Origin of the sequence: Halomonas sp. PAMB 3232, from assembly GCF_031954225.1 — a bacterium.
Lineage (GTDB): Bacteria > Pseudomonadota > Gammaproteobacteria > Pseudomonadales > Halomonadaceae > Vreelandella.
In genome coordinates, this window is sequence record NZ_CP134865.1 from 3,354,726 (window position 1) to 3,370,022 (window position 15,297).

16 protein-coding genes are annotated in these 15,297 nt (G+C 60.6%); 10 read left to right on the forward strand and 6 right to left on the reverse strand.

What is annotated here, in order from left to right:
• Positions 1 to 12: 12 nt before the first annotated feature.
• From RN346_RS15335 to RN346_RS15345, 3 genes are all read left to right on the forward strand, one after another.
• Positions 13 to 1,398 carry an AbgT family transporter gene (locus RN346_RS15335; RefSeq protein WP_311961631.1) on the forward strand — a complete coding sequence of 462 codons (1,386 nt, stop codon included), beginning with the start codon at positions 13 to 15 and terminating at the stop codon, positions 1,396 to 1,398.
• 100 nt (positions 1,399 to 1,498) lie between these two features.
• On the forward strand, positions 1,499 to 2,617 hold the full coding sequence (locus RN346_RS15340; protein ID WP_311958847.1) for an alkene reductase: 1,119 nt from the start codon (positions 1,499 to 1,501) through the stop codon (positions 2,615 to 2,617).
• A 199-nt stretch (positions 2,618 to 2,816) separates the two neighbouring features.
• The gene (locus RN346_RS15345; RefSeq protein WP_311961632.1) at positions 2,817 to 3,404 is read left to right on the forward strand and encodes a cell division protein ZipA C-terminal FtsZ-binding domain-containing protein; all 588 of its coding nucleotides are present in this window, start codon (positions 2,817 to 2,819) and stop codon (positions 3,402 to 3,404) included.
• A 27-nt stretch (positions 3,405 to 3,431) separates the two neighbouring features.
• Here the strand turns inward: RN346_RS15345 and RN346_RS15350 are convergent, their stop codons facing one another.
• Together RN346_RS15350 and RN346_RS15355 are read right to left on the reverse strand one after the other, a co-directional pair.
• Positions 3,432 to 5,024, reverse strand: coding sequence for an ABC-F family ATPase (locus RN346_RS15350; protein WP_311961633.1), 1,593 nt, complete (start codon positions 5,022 to 5,024; stop codon positions 3,432 to 3,434).
• Between the two features lie 111 nt (positions 5,025 to 5,135).
• Positions 5,136 to 5,996, reverse strand: coding sequence for a CbiX/SirB N-terminal domain-containing protein (locus tag RN346_RS15355; RefSeq protein WP_311961634.1), 861 nt, complete (start codon positions 5,994 to 5,996; stop codon positions 5,136 to 5,138).
• Positions 5,997 to 6,078: 82 nt separating this feature from the next.
• On the opposite strand from RN346_RS15355, the gene RN346_RS15360 reads away from it, so the two are divergent.
• The gene (locus tag RN346_RS15360) at positions 6,079 to 6,639 is read left to right on the forward strand and encodes a gamma-glutamylcyclotransferase (RefSeq protein ID WP_311961635.1); all 561 of its coding nucleotides are present in this window, start codon (positions 6,079 to 6,081) and stop codon (positions 6,637 to 6,639) included.
• A gap of 2 nt (positions 6,640 to 6,641) precedes the next feature.
• Here the strand turns inward: RN346_RS15360 and RN346_RS15365 are convergent, their stop codons facing one another.
• Both RN346_RS15365 and RN346_RS15370 read right to left on the reverse strand, forming a co-directional pair.
• Entirely contained in the window at positions 6,642 to 7,169 is a 528-nt protein-coding gene (locus RN346_RS15365; RefSeq protein WP_263585938.1) for an HPP family protein, read from the reverse strand.
• Between the two features lie 104 nt (positions 7,170 to 7,273).
• The gene (locus RN346_RS15370) at positions 7,274 to 7,567 is read right to left on the reverse strand and encodes a hypothetical protein (RefSeq protein ID WP_263585937.1); all 294 of its coding nucleotides are present in this window, start codon (positions 7,565 to 7,567) and stop codon (positions 7,274 to 7,276) included.
• A gap of 165 nt (positions 7,568 to 7,732) precedes the next feature.
• Between RN346_RS15370 and RN346_RS15375 the strand changes: the two genes are divergently transcribed.
• The 6 genes from RN346_RS15375 (at position 7,733) to RN346_RS15400 (ending at position 13,237) form a co-directional block, all read left to right on the forward strand.
• Complete coding sequence (locus RN346_RS15375) at positions 7,733 to 8,659, forward strand: LysR family transcriptional regulator (protein ID WP_311961636.1); 927 nt, start codon at positions 7,733 to 7,735, stop codon at positions 8,657 to 8,659.
• 121 nt (positions 8,660 to 8,780) lie between these two features.
• The gene (dctP, locus tag RN346_RS15380) at positions 8,781 to 9,809 is read left to right on the forward strand and encodes a TRAP transporter substrate-binding protein DctP (protein WP_311961637.1); all 1,029 of its coding nucleotides are present in this window, start codon (positions 8,781 to 8,783) and stop codon (positions 9,807 to 9,809) included.
• A gap of 65 nt (positions 9,810 to 9,874) precedes the next feature.
• Positions 9,875 to 10,372, forward strand: coding sequence for a TRAP transporter small permease (locus RN346_RS15385; protein ID WP_311961638.1), 498 nt, complete (start codon positions 9,875 to 9,877; stop codon positions 10,370 to 10,372).
• Positions 10,369 to 11,646 carry a TRAP transporter large permease gene (locus tag RN346_RS15390; RefSeq protein ID WP_311961639.1) on the forward strand — a complete coding sequence of 426 codons (1,278 nt, stop codon included), beginning with the start codon at positions 10,369 to 10,371 and terminating at the stop codon, positions 11,644 to 11,646. Before RN346_RS15385 ends, RN346_RS15390 begins: the two co-directional genes overlap by 4 nt.
• Before the next feature lie 4 nt (positions 11,647 to 11,650).
• Positions 11,651 to 12,403: a M15 family metallopeptidase gene (locus RN346_RS15395; protein WP_311961640.1), complete on the forward strand. Its 753-nt coding sequence runs from the start codon at positions 11,651 to 11,653 to the stop codon at positions 12,401 to 12,403.
• A 72-nt stretch (positions 12,404 to 12,475) separates the two neighbouring features.
• On the forward strand, positions 12,476 to 13,237 hold the full coding sequence (locus tag RN346_RS15400) for an SDR family NAD(P)-dependent oxidoreductase (protein WP_263585936.1): 762 nt from the start codon (positions 12,476 to 12,478) through the stop codon (positions 13,235 to 13,237).
• Between the two features lie 9 nt (positions 13,238 to 13,246).
• Here the strand turns inward: RN346_RS15400 and RN346_RS15405 are convergent, their stop codons facing one another.
• Both RN346_RS15405 and RN346_RS15410 read right to left on the reverse strand, forming a co-directional pair.
• Positions 13,247 to 14,134, reverse strand: a complete 888-nt coding sequence (locus RN346_RS15405) for a GGDEF domain-containing protein (RefSeq protein WP_263585935.1) — start codon at positions 14,132 to 14,134, stop codon at positions 13,247 to 13,249.
• A 383-nt stretch (positions 14,135 to 14,517) separates the two neighbouring features.
• Entirely contained in the window at positions 14,518 to 15,276 is a 759-nt protein-coding gene (locus RN346_RS15410) for a metal-binding protein ZinT (RefSeq protein ID WP_311961641.1), read from the reverse strand.
• Between the last annotated feature and the right edge of the window lie 21 nt (positions 15,277 to 15,297).

Genomic DNA, 15,297 nt, shown 5'->3' on the forward strand with positions numbered 1-15,297 from the left:
AAAAGGCCCCTCATGACGCCCGCTCCCACTCCTGATAAGCCAAGCCCCTGGTACCGCACGGTGCCGGATCCCATGGTCCTGATCTTCATCATTCTGGTCGCGACCTATCTGCTAACCTTCGTCATTCCCGCCGGGGAGTTCGAACGCGTGACCGAGGCCGGCCGTACCCTGGTGGTACCGGAGTCGTTTCGCTATTTGGACGATGTTGCCGCGATCGCGCCTTTCGATATCTTCGTGGCCATTCCTCAGGGGCTGATCAACGCCTCACAGTATCTGTTCATCGTGTTCATCGCCGGCGGGCTCTTTCATATTCTGCAAAAGACCGGGGCGCTGGAAAACGCTATCGGCGTGGCGGTGAACAAGGTCGGCGTTCACCGGCGCAACCTGATCATTACCGTGGGTACCTTCATCTACGGCTTTTTTGGCGTCGCCGTGGGCTATGAGAACAACATCGCGCTGGTGCCGATCGCGGTGCTGATCGCCAGCGCCATCGGCTGTTCGAGCCTGGTCGGTACCACCATGGCGGTGGGCGGTATCGGCGTGGGGTTTGCGCTGTCGCCGATCAACCCCTACACGGTGGGCGTGGCGCAGGGCATCGCCGAGCTTCCGACCTTTTCCGGCGCCTGGCTGCGCACGCTTTTGCTGCTGTGTTCGCTCAGCCTGTTGGCGCTCTATATCTGTAAGCACGTGGTGCCCATGCCGTTCAAGGAGTCGCCGGACGCCGCGGGCATGAGCCGCCCTCTGAATGAGTACACGCTGAGCCGGCGCAACCTGGCAACGCTTGCGGCCTTCGTCGGCGGGCTTGCGGTCATGCTTTACGGCGTGTTCACCCGCGGCTGGTACATCAACGAAATCGCCGCCATGTTTCTGTTGATGGCGATCGTGATCGGGGCGCTGAACGGGCTATCGCCCAACGGCATCGTTGCGCGCTTGATCGAAGGCGCCTCGAGCGTCACTGCCGGGGCGATGGTCATTGGCCTGGCGGCGTCGATTCAGGTCATCCTCAACGAGGCGTCGATCATCGACACCATCGTTTTTGGGCTGAGCGGGCTTTTGAGCGGCGTACCCGCCGCGCTCACGGCCATCCTTGCAAGTGTCCTCCAGGGCGTGATCAACCTGTTCGTGCCCTCGGGCTCCGGCCAGGCGCTGGTCACCATGCCGATTCTCATTCCCCTGGCGGATCTGGTCGGCATCAGCCGTCAGCTCATGATCACCGCCTTTCAGGTCGGCGATGGGCTGACCAACCTGATCATTCCCACCTCCGGCGGAATGCTGGCGATGATCGCGCTGGGGCGTGTCAGCTATGAGCAGTGGCTCAAGGCCATCCTTCCCTTCATGGCGATGGTCTATCTTCTAAGCTTCGCGGGATTGGTGCTGGGCCACGTTGTAGGCTATTGAGTGATGTCGGCGGGCCGATTTTTCGGTCCGCTGGCGAACAATAGTAAACTGGTCTATTGTTGATGGTCTCGCTTATTTATCCGCAAGAAGGAGTTTGCCCATGGCGTTCGAAACGCTACTCGCCCCGACCCAGCTTGGCAGCCTGACGCTTCCCAACCGGGTGATCATGGCGCCGCTGACCCGCGCGCGCACGCCAAACAGCGTGCCCGGTGAGCTACAGCAAGCCTACTACGGCCAGCGCGCCGGCGCCGGGCTGATCATTAGTGAGGCGACCAACATCTCGCCGACCGCCCGCGGCTACGTTTATACCCCGGGCATCTGGACCGATGAGCAGCAGGCCGGCTGGAAAGGCGTGGTCGACGCCGTGCACGCCAAGGGTGGGCGCATTGCGCTGCAGCTCTGGCACGTTGGGCGTGTTTCTCACGAAATGGTTCAGCCGGACGGCCAGAAGCCGGTCGCCCCGAGCGCCCTCAAGGGTGAAGGCGCCCAGGCGTTTGTCGAGTTCGAAGACGGCAGCGCCGGTCAGCACCCAGCCAGCACCCCGCGGGCGCTGGAAACCGATGAGATCCCGGGCATCGTCGAGGATTACCGCCAGGCGGCTCAGCGCGCTAAAAACGCCGGGTTCGACATGGTGGAAGTTCACGCGGCCAACGCCTATCTGCTCAACCAGTTTTTGGCCACCGGCTCCAATCAGCGCTCTGATCGCTACGGCGGCTCGATCGAGAACCGCGCGCGCTTCCCGCTGGACGTGGTCGACGCGGTGATCGAAGTTTACGGCGCCGACCGCGTGGGCATTCGCCTGACGCCGTTCATCGAGATCTTCGGCTTGACCGACGATGAGCCCGAAGAGATGGCGCTGTATCTTGCCGATGAGCTGGCCAAGCGCGAAATCGCCTACATTCACCTCAACGAGCCGAACTGGGCCGGTGGCGACAACACCTTCCCGGACGGTTTCCGCGAGCGGATGCGCGAGCGCTTCAACGGCAGCATCATCTACTGCGGCCACTACGACGCCGAAAAAGGCGAGGCGATGGTTAAAAGCGGTAATAGCGACTTCATCGCGTTTGGTCGCCCCTATATCGCCAACCCGGACTTGGTCGAGCGCTTTCGCCAGAACGCCTCTCTCAACGAGCCGAACAAGGACACTTTCTACGGCGGTGACGAAAAGGGCTACACCGACTACCCGTTTCTGGACAACGGTTACGACCGTCAACAGTAAGCGCTGTTTTAAAACAGGTTATTGACCTTTTCAATACGCGCTGGATGGATTCAAAGCACCACACTCGTGGTGCTTTTTTTGTAGGCTGGCGCCTGTCAAAACGATCATTTTCACCTACTTTATCGGTACTATGGAGTAAGACGTATCGACATGGACAGGTGGCGGCGTCTCACATTCGGATCAGGCTCGGGGTGATAAAATGGAGAGTAGTTCCCTTCCCTTTTTATTGGCGGGTTTTTCGCTGCTGCTGGGCGTACTGGCCGCTGGGATATTCTGGTATCGAAGAGACTCGATGCAGCGCCCCTTCAAGGCGCGCCGCGTGGCGCCGCCCCCCAGGCCCGCGCGGGCGTCCGAGGTTTCGAGTACAACGCCGAGCGTGCCTCACGCCGCCACCACGCGCACCCGCCAGCACGCGCTGTTCGTGATCTTCGCCCACCCGGATGCCACCACCGACGAGCGCCTGACCGAGTGGCTGCGGGGCAAGAACGCGCGCTTCGATGACGCTCGCAAGGTGTTTTTGATCGATGGGCACAAGCGCTCCAACCCGATCGTCATCGCCAACGCCTACCCGCCGGGCGAAATGGCGGATCTTCTCAGCGGCGAAAGCAACGGTACCGTGCGCGGCGTGAGCCTGCTGGTCAAGCCGCCGCTGCATCGGCGCCGAAACCAGCAGATGCACGTCTACGTGGCGCTGGCCAAGGAGATGAACGACACCTTCCGCGGCCAGATTCTCGATAGCGAGCAGAACCCGGTTTCCGAGCTCACCTACCAGACCATTCTCGGCTGAGTGACGAAGTCGCCCACCGCGTGATCGTTAAGCCACCAGGCCCTGGCTTCGCAGGTAGTCGTCGTAGCTGCCGCTGAAATCGACGATGCCGTCCGGCTGCATGTCGATGATCCGCGTGGCAAGGCTTGAGACGAACTCGCGGTCGTGGCTGACGAATATGAGCGTGCCCGGGTAGTTTTCGAGCGCGAGGTTGAGCGCCTCGATCGACTCCATATCGAGGTGGTTGGTGGGCTCGTCCATCAGTAGCACGTTGGGGTTGGTCAGCGTCAGCTTGCCAAACAGCATCCGGCCCTGTTCGCCACCGGAGATCACCTTCACCGACTTATTGATGTCGTCGCTTGAAAACAGCATCCGCCCGAGCGCGCCGCGCACCACCTGCTCGCCTTCTTTCGTCCACTGACCCATCCACTCGAACAGCGTGGCATCTTCGGCGAAATCTGCCGCGTGATCCTGGGCGAACACGCCAAGCTCGGCAGCATCGGTCCACTTCACTTCGCCGCTATCCGGGGCAAAATCGCCGGCCAGCGTTCTCAACAGCGTCGTCTTGCCGATGCCGTTGGGGCCGATGATCGCGATCCGCTCGCCGGCTTCGACGCCCATCGAAAAGCGCTCGAACAGCGGCTTGTTGGCATCAAAGCCCTTGGTGATCGCCTCGACGGCCAGCGCGTTACGGTGAATCTTCTTGTTCTGATCGAAACGAATGAACGGGCTCACCCGGCTCGAGGGCTTGATGTCCTCGAGCTTGATCTTGTCGATCTGGCGCGCCCGTGAGGTCGCCTGCTTCGCCTTGGAGGCGTTCGCGGAGAAGCGGCTAACGAACTGCTGAAGCTCGGCGATTTGCGCCTTCTTCTTGGCATTGTCCGCGTGCTGACGCTCGCGCGCCGCGGTGGCCGCGGTCATGTAGTCGTCATAGTTGCCCGGGAACAGCGTGATCTCGCCGTAGTCCAGATCCGCCATGTGGGTGCAGACGCTGTTCAGAAAGTGGCGGTCGTGGGAGATGATCACCATGGTGCTGCTGCGCGCTTTCAGAATGTCCTCGAGCCAGCGGATGGTGTTGATGTCCAGGTGGTTGGTCGGCTCATCGAGCAGCAGCACGTCCGGGTCGGAAAACAACGCTTGGGCAAGCAGTACACGAAGCTTCCAGCCCGGCGCGACCTCGGACATGGGGCCAAAATGCTGCTCCAGCGGAATGCCCAGCCCCAGCAGCAGCTCACCGGCGCGAGCGTCGGCGGTGTAGCCGTCGAGCTCAGCAAAGCGCACCTCGAGATCCGCCACGGCCATGCCATCCTCTTCGCTCATCTCGGCCATCGAGTAGATGCGCTCGCGCTCGGCGGCGACTTTCCAGAGCTCGGTATTCCCCATGACGACGGTATCGATCACGCGCTCGTTTTCAAACGCGAACTGGTCCTGGCGCAGCTTGCCAAGCCGCGTGGTGGAATCGAGCATGACCTGGCCGGACGAGGGCTCCAGCTCACCGCCCAGAATCTTCATGAAGGTCGACTTGCCGCAGCCGTTGGCGCCGATCAAGCCGTAGCGGTTGCCGTTGTTGAATTTGACCGAGACGTTCTCGAACAGGGGCTTGGCCCCGAACTGCATGGTGATATTGGCGGTGGCGATCAAGATGAGGACCCTGGCTGACGATGGATGCGTGGCGATGAGTGCGGGCACGTGCCCGTGAAAGGCTCGCGATTCTACGCGCTATTGGGCCATCTGACACCTGGTGGCTCGGCCTCATTCGCCGCCGCGCGGGGCAAGCTCCAGCAGAACCCGACCGTGATCAGTCACTTGCTGAAAACGCGTGCGCAGAATATCGACGATGCCGTTGTGCTCGCCGACCAGCCGAGTGGTAATGACGCGAAGGCGCGGGTGGCGCGCCTGGGCCTGGCGGCAGATCTCGGCGATGTCGCCATCTTCACCGGCGTGGCGGCCCGGGGAGAGAAACAGCAGCGCCACCACCACGGTGGCATCGCGAAAATCAGGGCTCTCCAGCAGGTTTTCCAGAAGCGGCTCGTTGAAGCGGTACGCCTCGCCGTCGCGGCGCTCCATCGAGGCTGGCGCCACGCAGGCGGCGCGCTCGCCCAACAGCGCCCCGAGCTGGCCCGCCAAGCGGTTGCGAACCGCGGTGACTTCGAAGATCGGGCTTCCGTGATCGACCAGCGCCACGCGCGGCGGCGCCCCATCGGGCACTACTTCCATCACGTTGTCAGCCAGAAGCCGTGCCAGGCGCAGGTCGTTGTCGCCGCGCTCGTCGACCAACGGCATCGCCACGCGCACGCTCACCCGCGGAAAGCGCTCCTGAAGCTCGGCCATGCGTTTGGGCAGGTAGTCGGTGAGCGCTCGGCTTTCGCCGAAGAAAAACGGGATAATGATGATCTCGCGCGCGCCCGCCTCGGCGCGGCGCTCGGCGGCGGGGCCAAGCGTTCGGGCGGGTTCGCCGCCGAGTTCATCCAAAGGAATCTTGTTCGAGTGCAGCAGCGATGCCGGCTCGACCGGCTCGCCCAACGCGTCGCCGAGAGCCGCTGCGACGCGGCGAAGATTGAAGACGGCGGCGGGTTTGAGCGAACCGTTATCGACCAGAAAAATCGCGCGCATGAGCCTCTCCCAAAAAGCGTTTTACGTCATGTTACCATGACGCTTTTACGCTACATTCTCTCATGATCATCGCGGGAGCCCCATGCTGATAGACACCACCGCCGTCAACCAGAGCCGCCGCCCGTTCGACGACAACGGCGATATCTGGCTGTTCGGCTACGGCTCGCTGATCTGGAAGGCGGACTTCCCCTTTCTGGAGCGCAAAAGCGCCTATATCGAAGGCTTCGAGCGGCGTTTCTGGCAGGGCTCTCACGACCATCGCGGTACGCCACAGGCGCCGGGGCGGGTCGCCACACTAATTCCCGTGGAAGGCGCGGTGTGCCACGGCATGGCGTATCGCATCAGCGAGGAAACCCTGGCGCCGCTGGATCACCGGGAGAAAAACGGCTACCTGCGCGAGGTCACGCCGCTGCATTTCGCCGACGGTGGCCAGGTGCAGGGCCTCGTTTACATGGCGACCGAGGAGAACCCGGCGTTTCTGGGCCCCGCGCCGCTCGAAACCATGGCGCGCCATATTCATGAAGCCGTGGGCCCGAGCGGCCCCAACCGTGACTATCTGCTCAACCTGGCCCAGGCGCTTCGCGAGCTCGACGTGGAAGACGCGCACATTTTCGCGCTACAGGCAGAACTCGAGCGCCTTTAACATTACCAGTAGCGCGGGTAGCGGCGGTGGCGCGCCAGGTTGTTGACCAGCACCGCCACTACCAGCATCACCACGCAGCCCATACCGATCGGCGCGAGCGGGTACCACCAGCCAAGCGCGTGAACGCTCGACCCACCGCCGACGGCGATCAGCGCCGCCGCCGCGCCCGGCGGATGAACCGTATGAGTAAGCTGCATGACCAGAATGGAGAGCGACACCGCCAGCGCCATGGAAAACGGCGTGGCGCCCAACAGCTGATAGCAGGCCACCCCCACCGCCGCGGACAATACGCTTCCGAACAGCACGTGGCTGGGCTGGGCGAAGGGGCTTTCGGGAGCGGCGTAAATGAGTACCGAGGTGGCGCCGAAGGAGCCAACGATCAGAAGCTGCTGACTGAGCCACTCGGCGCTGAGCCAGCAGATCAGCGCCATGCCGCAAAATGCCCCGATCCATGACCAGAGCGCGTCCTGCCAACCGACCCGCGCACGCTTGAAGGGCTCGCCGCGCATTTTGCCAAGATAGGTTTTCATCGCACTCACTCAAGCACCAAATGAGTGCAGATGATCGCAAAACGCACCAAATAAGCAAATGTTAATGCGTCATGCGCCGATAAATTTCATTCAACCGCTCGTCGCTACATCATCAGCCAGGAAAGAATGAACAGCGCGATGAACGTCTGAATGATCCCGCCGACGATCGACCCGCGCAGAAACGACTTGATTCCGCCCCACAGAATCAGCAGGCCGATGATGAGCACGGCGATGCTGAAAAAGGAGTCGTTGATGCCCAGCGAGCGCGTCAGGCCATCGATGAAATCGCCGAACGCGCCAAAGAAGTTGCCAAAAATACTCAACAAGAACTCCACCACCACGCGAATCGCCTCGCCAATGGTCTCGCCTACCTCGTCGAAAAATCCGTTTGCCTGCATGCGTCCTGTCCCGTGGTTTGAGGAGTACGGCATTGTCGATTAAAACGTAAACCAGGGCAAAGCATAGTGCTCGTTTTATGAAAGGCCCATATAGCGCCAACCCTTGCCGGGTTCGAACTCTGCTAGACTATGCTCCGCTTTTCCCCCCTTCATGGCGTTATTCTCATGCTCAACCAGCGTGCGCTCATCTACCTCAACGAGGTCATCCGCCGGGGCTCGCTGCGTCGGGCGGCGGCGCATCTGGACGTCGATCCTTCCGCGCTGAGTCGCCAGATCAAGATGCTGGAAGAGTCATTGGGCAGCAAGCTCTGTGAGCGCGTCGGCAGCGGTATGCGGGCCACCCAGGCAGGCTTGCTGTTGGCCCAACACTTCAACACCCAGCGCGCACAGGAAGAGGCGGTGCTTTCCAGGCTCAACGCGCTTCAGGGGTTGACCCGAGGAAACGTGCGTATCGCGGTGGGTGAGGGATTCATCGCCGATCTGATCGCCCGCCCGCTGGGCGATTTCATGACCACCTTTGCGGGGATCAACGTGGATATCCGCATGGCGGGGGTGAACGAGGCCATGTCACTGCTGAAGGATTACGAGGTGGATCTGGCACTGCTATATGCCCCGCCCGTGGACCCGGCCCTGTATTGCCATGTGGAAACCCGCCAACCCCTTGACTTGATCGTGCCGCCGAATCACCCGCTCGGTGAACTCGAACGGCCCATTACGCTCGACGATTTGCGCCGCTGGCCGCTGGGGTTGATGGACAACCCTTTCGGGATGCGCCAGATGGTCAATATGGTGGAGCATCATGAACGGATTCATCTCGAGGCACGGCTTTATACCAACTCGGTGGCGGTGCTCAAGAACTTCGTACGCTCGGGCATTGGCGTCACCTTCATGCCGGAACTCACCGTAGAGGACGAAATTCGCCGCGGCGAGATCGTCCCCCTTCCCATGCAGTATGCGTTGATGAACGATGCCCGGGCACAGATCGTCAGTCTGAAAGGCCATGAGCTGTCGGTGGCGGCCAATACCTGCCTGCATCACCTTCATCACGGCATGCGCTTTTTTTCCGCCAGCGCGCCGCGACTGTTGCGTTAAAAACAACACTTTGGGTATTGCATAGTCAACACATCAATGCCTAGGCTCGTCGGGTCACATCATTAATAACGATAAGTGGGCTTTGCATGCCTGCCATTCAAAGGAAACCAGGAGACCCCCTATGTTGCGTTTCAATCTGACGCGCCTGGGCGCTGCGTGCCTGCTAGGCTCAATGGCCATGGCTAACACTGCGCTGGCCGCCACCACCATCAACCTGAGCTACAACGGTGCACCGGACCCGGAAAAGAACGCGGTTCACGTATTTGCTACCAACCTGAAGGAGTTGGTGGAAGAGCGCACCGATCACGAGATCGAGCTGCGGCTGTTCGCCAACAGCATGCTGGGTAGTGAAGAAGAGCGCATGGAGCAGACCATGAACACGCCCATGCTCAATATCGCCTCCTTTGCCGGCGTCTCGCCACTGGCCGACGAACTCTTCGTCAGCGCCATTCCTTTCCTGTTCGAGGATTTCGCTGCCGCGCGTGATTTCTTTGACGAAGGCGCGTACTGGCAGACCTTCAGCGATGAGCTGAGCGAACGCGCCGGGGTAGACATGCTGGCAGTGGTCGAGGAAGGCGGTTTTCTGGCCTTCACCAACAACGAGCGTCCGATTCGCCAGCCCAGCGACTTCGAGGGACTACGCTTTCGCGCCATGGACCCAAGCCAGGTAGCGCTGTACGAGTCTTTTGGCGCCTCCGGCACGCCGATTCCCTGGACCGAAACCTACATGGCGCTGCGCACTGGTATCGCCAACGGCCAGATGAATCCGCCGATGTACATCATTCTGGCGAGTCTCTACGAGGTTCAGGACTACCTGACCCTGGCCAATATCCAGTATTCGGATCAGTTTCTGGTAGGTAACAGCGACATGATCGCCGGCTGGGATGAAGAGCTTCGCGACGCCTTCATGGAGGCCGTCGCCGAAGCCAACCAGCGCGCCCGGGAAGCCAATGAAGCCCAGGTCGAATCGCGCATCGCCTACCTCGAAGAGGCGGGCATGGAAGTGATTCGCCCGAATAGCGACGAGCTCGAAGCCTTCAGGAGCGTCGGCCAACCGGCCTATCTCGAGTGGCTCGAAGAGCGCGGTATCGACCAGCGCTGGATCGACATGGCACTCGAGGATGCAGGCGCTGGTGAGCTGACTCAGTAAGCCACCGCCGCTGACAGGGCTAGCCGCGGCTAGCCCTTTTTCTGATGGTTCGCTGGAGCGATCGTATGCCTACTTCGTTTCGTCATCGCCTGCTCGCCACCAGCCGCTTCGTCACGCTTGCCGTGGCCGGCGCCTTACTGGCGGTCAATGTCATGGTCATTCTCTACGGGGTGCTCACCCGCTACGCACTCGGTGGGGCGCCGATCTGGACCGATGAGCTCTCGCGCTTTCTGATCATCGCCACGGTAATGCTCGCCGCGGGTGCGGTGTGGTCGGAAGGCGGTCACATGCGCGTCGCTCTTCTGGAGCGTCGCCTGCCTTCGCCATTGGGACGCACGCTGAATCTTTATCAGTGGGTGGTTACGCTGGTCGTCGCGGTTGGCGGAGCCTGGATCAGCTATCGCTACGCTGTGTCACCCTCGATCGGGCTGTTCAAGACGTCGGGGCTGGGCATTAGTCGCTCGATCCCGCTTTTTTCACTGGCCATCGGTTTCGCGCTACTAACTTGGCACGTACTGCTTTATGGGCCCGCCCCGCTCAAGACGGTGGAGGACGAACAATGATTCTGACCATGCTGGCGGTCTTTCTGATCCACGTGCTGCTGGGACTGCCCCTGTTCCTTTCACTGCTGGTCACAGCGCTGACGGGGTTTCTCTTCGTCGATCCGTCCATGATCATGCGCATGATGCCTCAACAGTTTTTCGGTGGCATTGATGCCTTTTCGCTGATGGCGATTCCGCTGTTCATCCTGGCCGGTAACCTGATGAACGCAAGCGGACTGACCGAGCGGCTGATGGGATTCGCCCGGCTGATCGTCGGCCACCTCCGTGGTGGCATGGGACACGTTAACGTGGTGTCGAGCGTTTTCTTTGCCGGCGTAAATGGCTCTGCGGTGGCGGATACCTCAGCGCTAGGGTCACTGCTGGTGCCCGCAATGGAAAAAGAGGGCTACTCGCGCGCCTTCGCCGCCGGTCTCACCGCGGGAAGTTCGCTGATCGGGCCAATCATTCCGCCCAGCATTTTCATGATTCTCTACGCCTCGCTGACCAACACCTCAGTGGGCGATCTGTTTCTGGCCGGCGTCGTTCCCGGCATCATTCTGGGCCTGGCTTTCATGGGCATGAACGCTTGGTACGCTTGGCGCCACCGGCTACCCAAAAGTGGGCGCCTGCCGTCGGTCAAGGAGGTTGGCAGCGCCTTCATGGCCGCCACACCCGCGCTCGTCGCGCCGTTCATTATCGTTGCTGGCATCGTACTGGGCTTTGTCACGCCGACCGAGTCCGGTGCCCTCACTGCCCTTTATGTGGCACTTTGTGGTGTGGTGCTAGGAGGGCTCAGATTGCGCCACTGCTGGCAGGCTATCCGGGATACCGCCCGGCTCACCTCAGCGATCTTTTTGATCATGGCGGCCTCGTCCACCATTAGCTGGCTGCTCTCCTACGCCCAAGTGCCGACTCAATTCGTCGAACTACTCTCTCCCTACGTGGATAACGCGATCATCATTTTGCTGCTGCTCAGCGCGATTACCTTCGTGACGGGCATGTTCATGGAAGAGGTCTCGGCGCTGATGCTGCTGACACCTATTTTCGCCCCGGTCGCCATGATGGCGGGAATTGATCCGGTTCATCTGGGAGTGATCATCACCCTTAATATCACTATTGCCTTGATCACCCCGCCGCTGGGGGCATGCGTATTCGTCGCCGCCGCCGTCAGCAAGCTGGAAATCGTCTCCCTGTTCAAAACCATCTGGCCATTCGTACTGCTGGCCGTTTTCGTACTGGTTCTGCTTATCGTGTTCCCCACTCTGACCCTCTGGCTGCCTAATGCTCTTGGATGAATCGATGCCTCTTTCTCATGCCACCCTCTCCGTCATACCGAGTGATCCAGTACCGGACTGGCCGCGGGTCAACGACCTATTTATCGTGGATAACGGCGAACGCCTGCTGCCGCTGAGCCTTGCCCCGGCGCCCATTCGCGTATTTCCGGCCTATTCACGTTTGGGCATTCCGGGCGCGTTAAACGAGTGTTTCGTACGTGAGGGAGTCTACCGCGCGCTGGTGGCGGCCGCTCAAAGCCTGCCAAAAGGGGTGGGTATGATTGTGCTCGACGGTTGGCGTCCTTGGAGGGTGCAGCAGTATCTGTTTGAAACGCTGCAGGAAGCGATCGCTCAACGCTACCCGGAACTCGATGATGACGCACTGTTCGAGCGTACCCGCGAATTCGTCTCGGTGCCTAGCTCCGAACAGGCCGCCCCTAGCCCGCACCTTACCGGTGGTGCCGTGGACGTCACCCTGTGTGACGATATTGGCGTACCGCTGGATATGGGTACGCTGTTCGATGAGGCCGTGCCCGCCTCAAATACCGCGCATTTCGAGCGCGACAACCTCGATGAGCGAGAGCGCCGTGCCCGGAACAATCGTCGGCTGCTCTACCACGTCATGCGTTCCCAAGGCTTCACCAACCTGCCGAGCGAGTGGTGGCATTTCGACTTGGGCGATCAGCTTTGGGGGCATTACAGTGGCCAATGCACAGTGCCGTACGGCCCCGCGGCGCTGGATACCATCGAGAACCGATGGCGGCGCCAGTTAGGTTAAACCTTCACAAGCGCGCGCGAAACCGGCTACATTAAAGCGCGATCATGTTCACGTCCCGATGGAGAGTCTTTGATGCCAAGCGTATTGATCACCGGCGCCACCTCCGGCTTTGGCCGCGCCGCCGCCTACCGTTTTGCCAAGGCTGGCTGGTCGCTGATTCTGACCGGACGGCGCGAGGAGCGCCTGAAAGCGCTCGAAGATGAGCTCAAGGATCAGGTCGACGTACTAACGCTCACACTGGACGTACGCGACAGCGAGGCCGTGGCCCAGGCGTTCAAGGATCTACCGGAAAAGTTTTTACCGCTGACCTGCCTGATCAATAATGCGGGGTTGGCGCTGGCACCGGAGCCTTCGCAGAAGGTCGATCTCAAGGATTGGCACACCATGATCGACACCAATATCACGGGGCTTGTGAACGTCACACACGCGGCGCTACCAAAGCTGATCGAGCACGGCGAAGGTGCGAGCATTTTGAATCTGGGATCGGTGGCCGGGCAGTGGCCGTACCCAGGTGGGCACGTTTACGGGGCGTCCAAGGCGTTCGTGCAGCAGTTCGGTTACAACCTGCGCTGCGACCTGCAGGGCACCGGCGTACGCGTGACGGACCTGGCGCCCGGCATGGCGGAAACCGAGTTCACGCTGGTGCGTACCAAGGGCGACCAGGCCGCCTCCGATGCGCTTTACCGCGGCACCACCCCGCTTCAGGCCGAAGACATTGCCGAGCAGCTCTTTTATCTGGCCACGCTTCCGGCGCATATCAATATCAACCGTTTGGAGATCATGCCGGTGCGCCAGGCCTGGTCGCCCTTCAACGTGGACCGTGACCCGACTTGAAGCCGTCGCCTAGTAGCTGACGCGATCGCGCCCTTGCTCCTTGGCGATGTAGAGGGCGTCATCGACGCGTTTCATCACGCTCTTTTGCGATTCGTTCAGCCGCGCCTCGACCACGCCGAGGCTGATGGTCACCTGACCCGCCTCGGGGAAGCGGGTCTGGCGCACGCAGCAGCGTATTTTCTCGGCCAGCTGGACCGCCTGCTCGAGGGAGGTTTCCGGCGCCAGAATCATGAACTCCTCGCCGCCCCAGCGGGCGCAGACATCGACCTTGCGCAGGTTCTGCGTCAATAGCTGGCCAAGCTTCGCCAGCACCTGGTCGCCTACATCGTGGCCGTGGCTGTCGTTAATCGCCTTGAAAAAATCGATATCCAGCATGATCAGCGAAAACGGGCGCACATAACGGTGGCGTCGGCGAAGCTCGGTCTTGAGCAGCCGGTCGAAACGCACGCGATTGTAGAGCCCGGTCAACATATCGGTGGTCGCCAGGCGCTCGAGTTCGGCTTCTTTCTCGACGCGCTTGGAGATGTCGCGCTGCACCAGCACCAGCACGCGTTCGGCGTAGCCGGGCATGGTCATCGCCGTCACGCGCCACTCGATGAGCATGGGCGGTTGGTTGGCGGAGAGCGGCCAGCTGCTTTTATCGAGCCCGGAAAGCGAATAGCCATCGCCCAACTCACCCTTGGCCAGCGCCCGGCAAAGTTTGCGCAGGAGTTTTCTGTTCTCGATATCGCAGCCCACGATCCTGGGCGAAGCCCCCAGCCACTGGTCGCGCTCGCCTCCCCAGAACCGGGTGTACTCGTCGCTAACGTCCAAAATGGTAAGATCCGAACCGTCTGCACAGGCGCCCATTACCGCAATGGCCTGACGGTTGACCTCTCTGACAGGAGGAGCTGACATTACCAGAGGTTCCAACATCGTGTTTTCGTCCAGTCGATCGTCGATCAGGTTAAGCAGCGCCCTTAACGCTCGCTTGCTCGCCTCGAGCAAGGGGGTCGTGATTTCGGGCCGTCATTACGGCACACCTCGTTTACACTATGATACACTTTTTTACCAATAGCAGGCATATCCTGCATTATTAAACGCACTCCGTTACATGCAAAAAGAGTGTCGGGCACGACGTTTGAGACAAACATTTGATAAATGAAGCATTCTTTGGCGAATACGGGTCAGGCGCACGAGTCAGACATCGGTAACGTTGAAGGGTTGCCCAATCTCCATAAAAAACGCCCCCGGTCCATGGGCCGGGGGCGCGGTGACGAAACGAACCGAATGCGGTTTGATCAGTGCGCCAGCATCTCTTCCACGATACCGTTACTGTCTAGTTCGCTTGGGTAGTAGGTCGGCCAGTTGGTGACCTCTTCCAGCAGCGCTTCACGATCGTCGCCCCAGTACAGGTGGAAATGGTGCGCGTCGGTCGGGTAGATGTCGTGATCCGAGAACTGGATGTAGTGCGGCATGTCGGTATCGCCCTCTTCGGTTTCGAAGATGAAACGAACGCCGCGGTTGCCGGCTGCGTAATCGAGGATTTCGTAGCCGTCGTACTGGTACTCGGCGCTGCGCTCTTCGCCGTTCTCGTAAAACGTCACGCTGTTGCCCTCGATCACGATGCGATCGACGTCGGTTTCGTAACCCACCTCGTAGTATTCGGCATACTGCTCAGCGGTCTTGTCACCGTTTTCGGCTTTCTTCTCGAAGACCGGTTCGAGCGAGCCATCCTGCAGATAGGGATAGACGGACTGCCAGTCGCCTTCCCAGTCGCTTAGCGGGCGGTCTTCGATCTGATCGTCGTCGAAATAGCCGGCGTAAATATCGCTGTCGTGGTCGTGAGAGTGATCATGAGAATGGTCGTGGGAATCGTCGTGACCGTGCTCGTGGGAGTGCTCGTGTTCATGAGCGTGTTCATGGGAATGATCGTGTGAGTGCCCGTGGTCATGATCGTGGGCGTGGTCGTCCTGCTGAGCGTAAGCGCTTTGTAAGCCGCCAACCATTAGCGAACCTACGGCCAATACTCCAAGCGTCTTGCGTGCTAAAAGTGACATGTACTCTCCTTGTGTGACCTG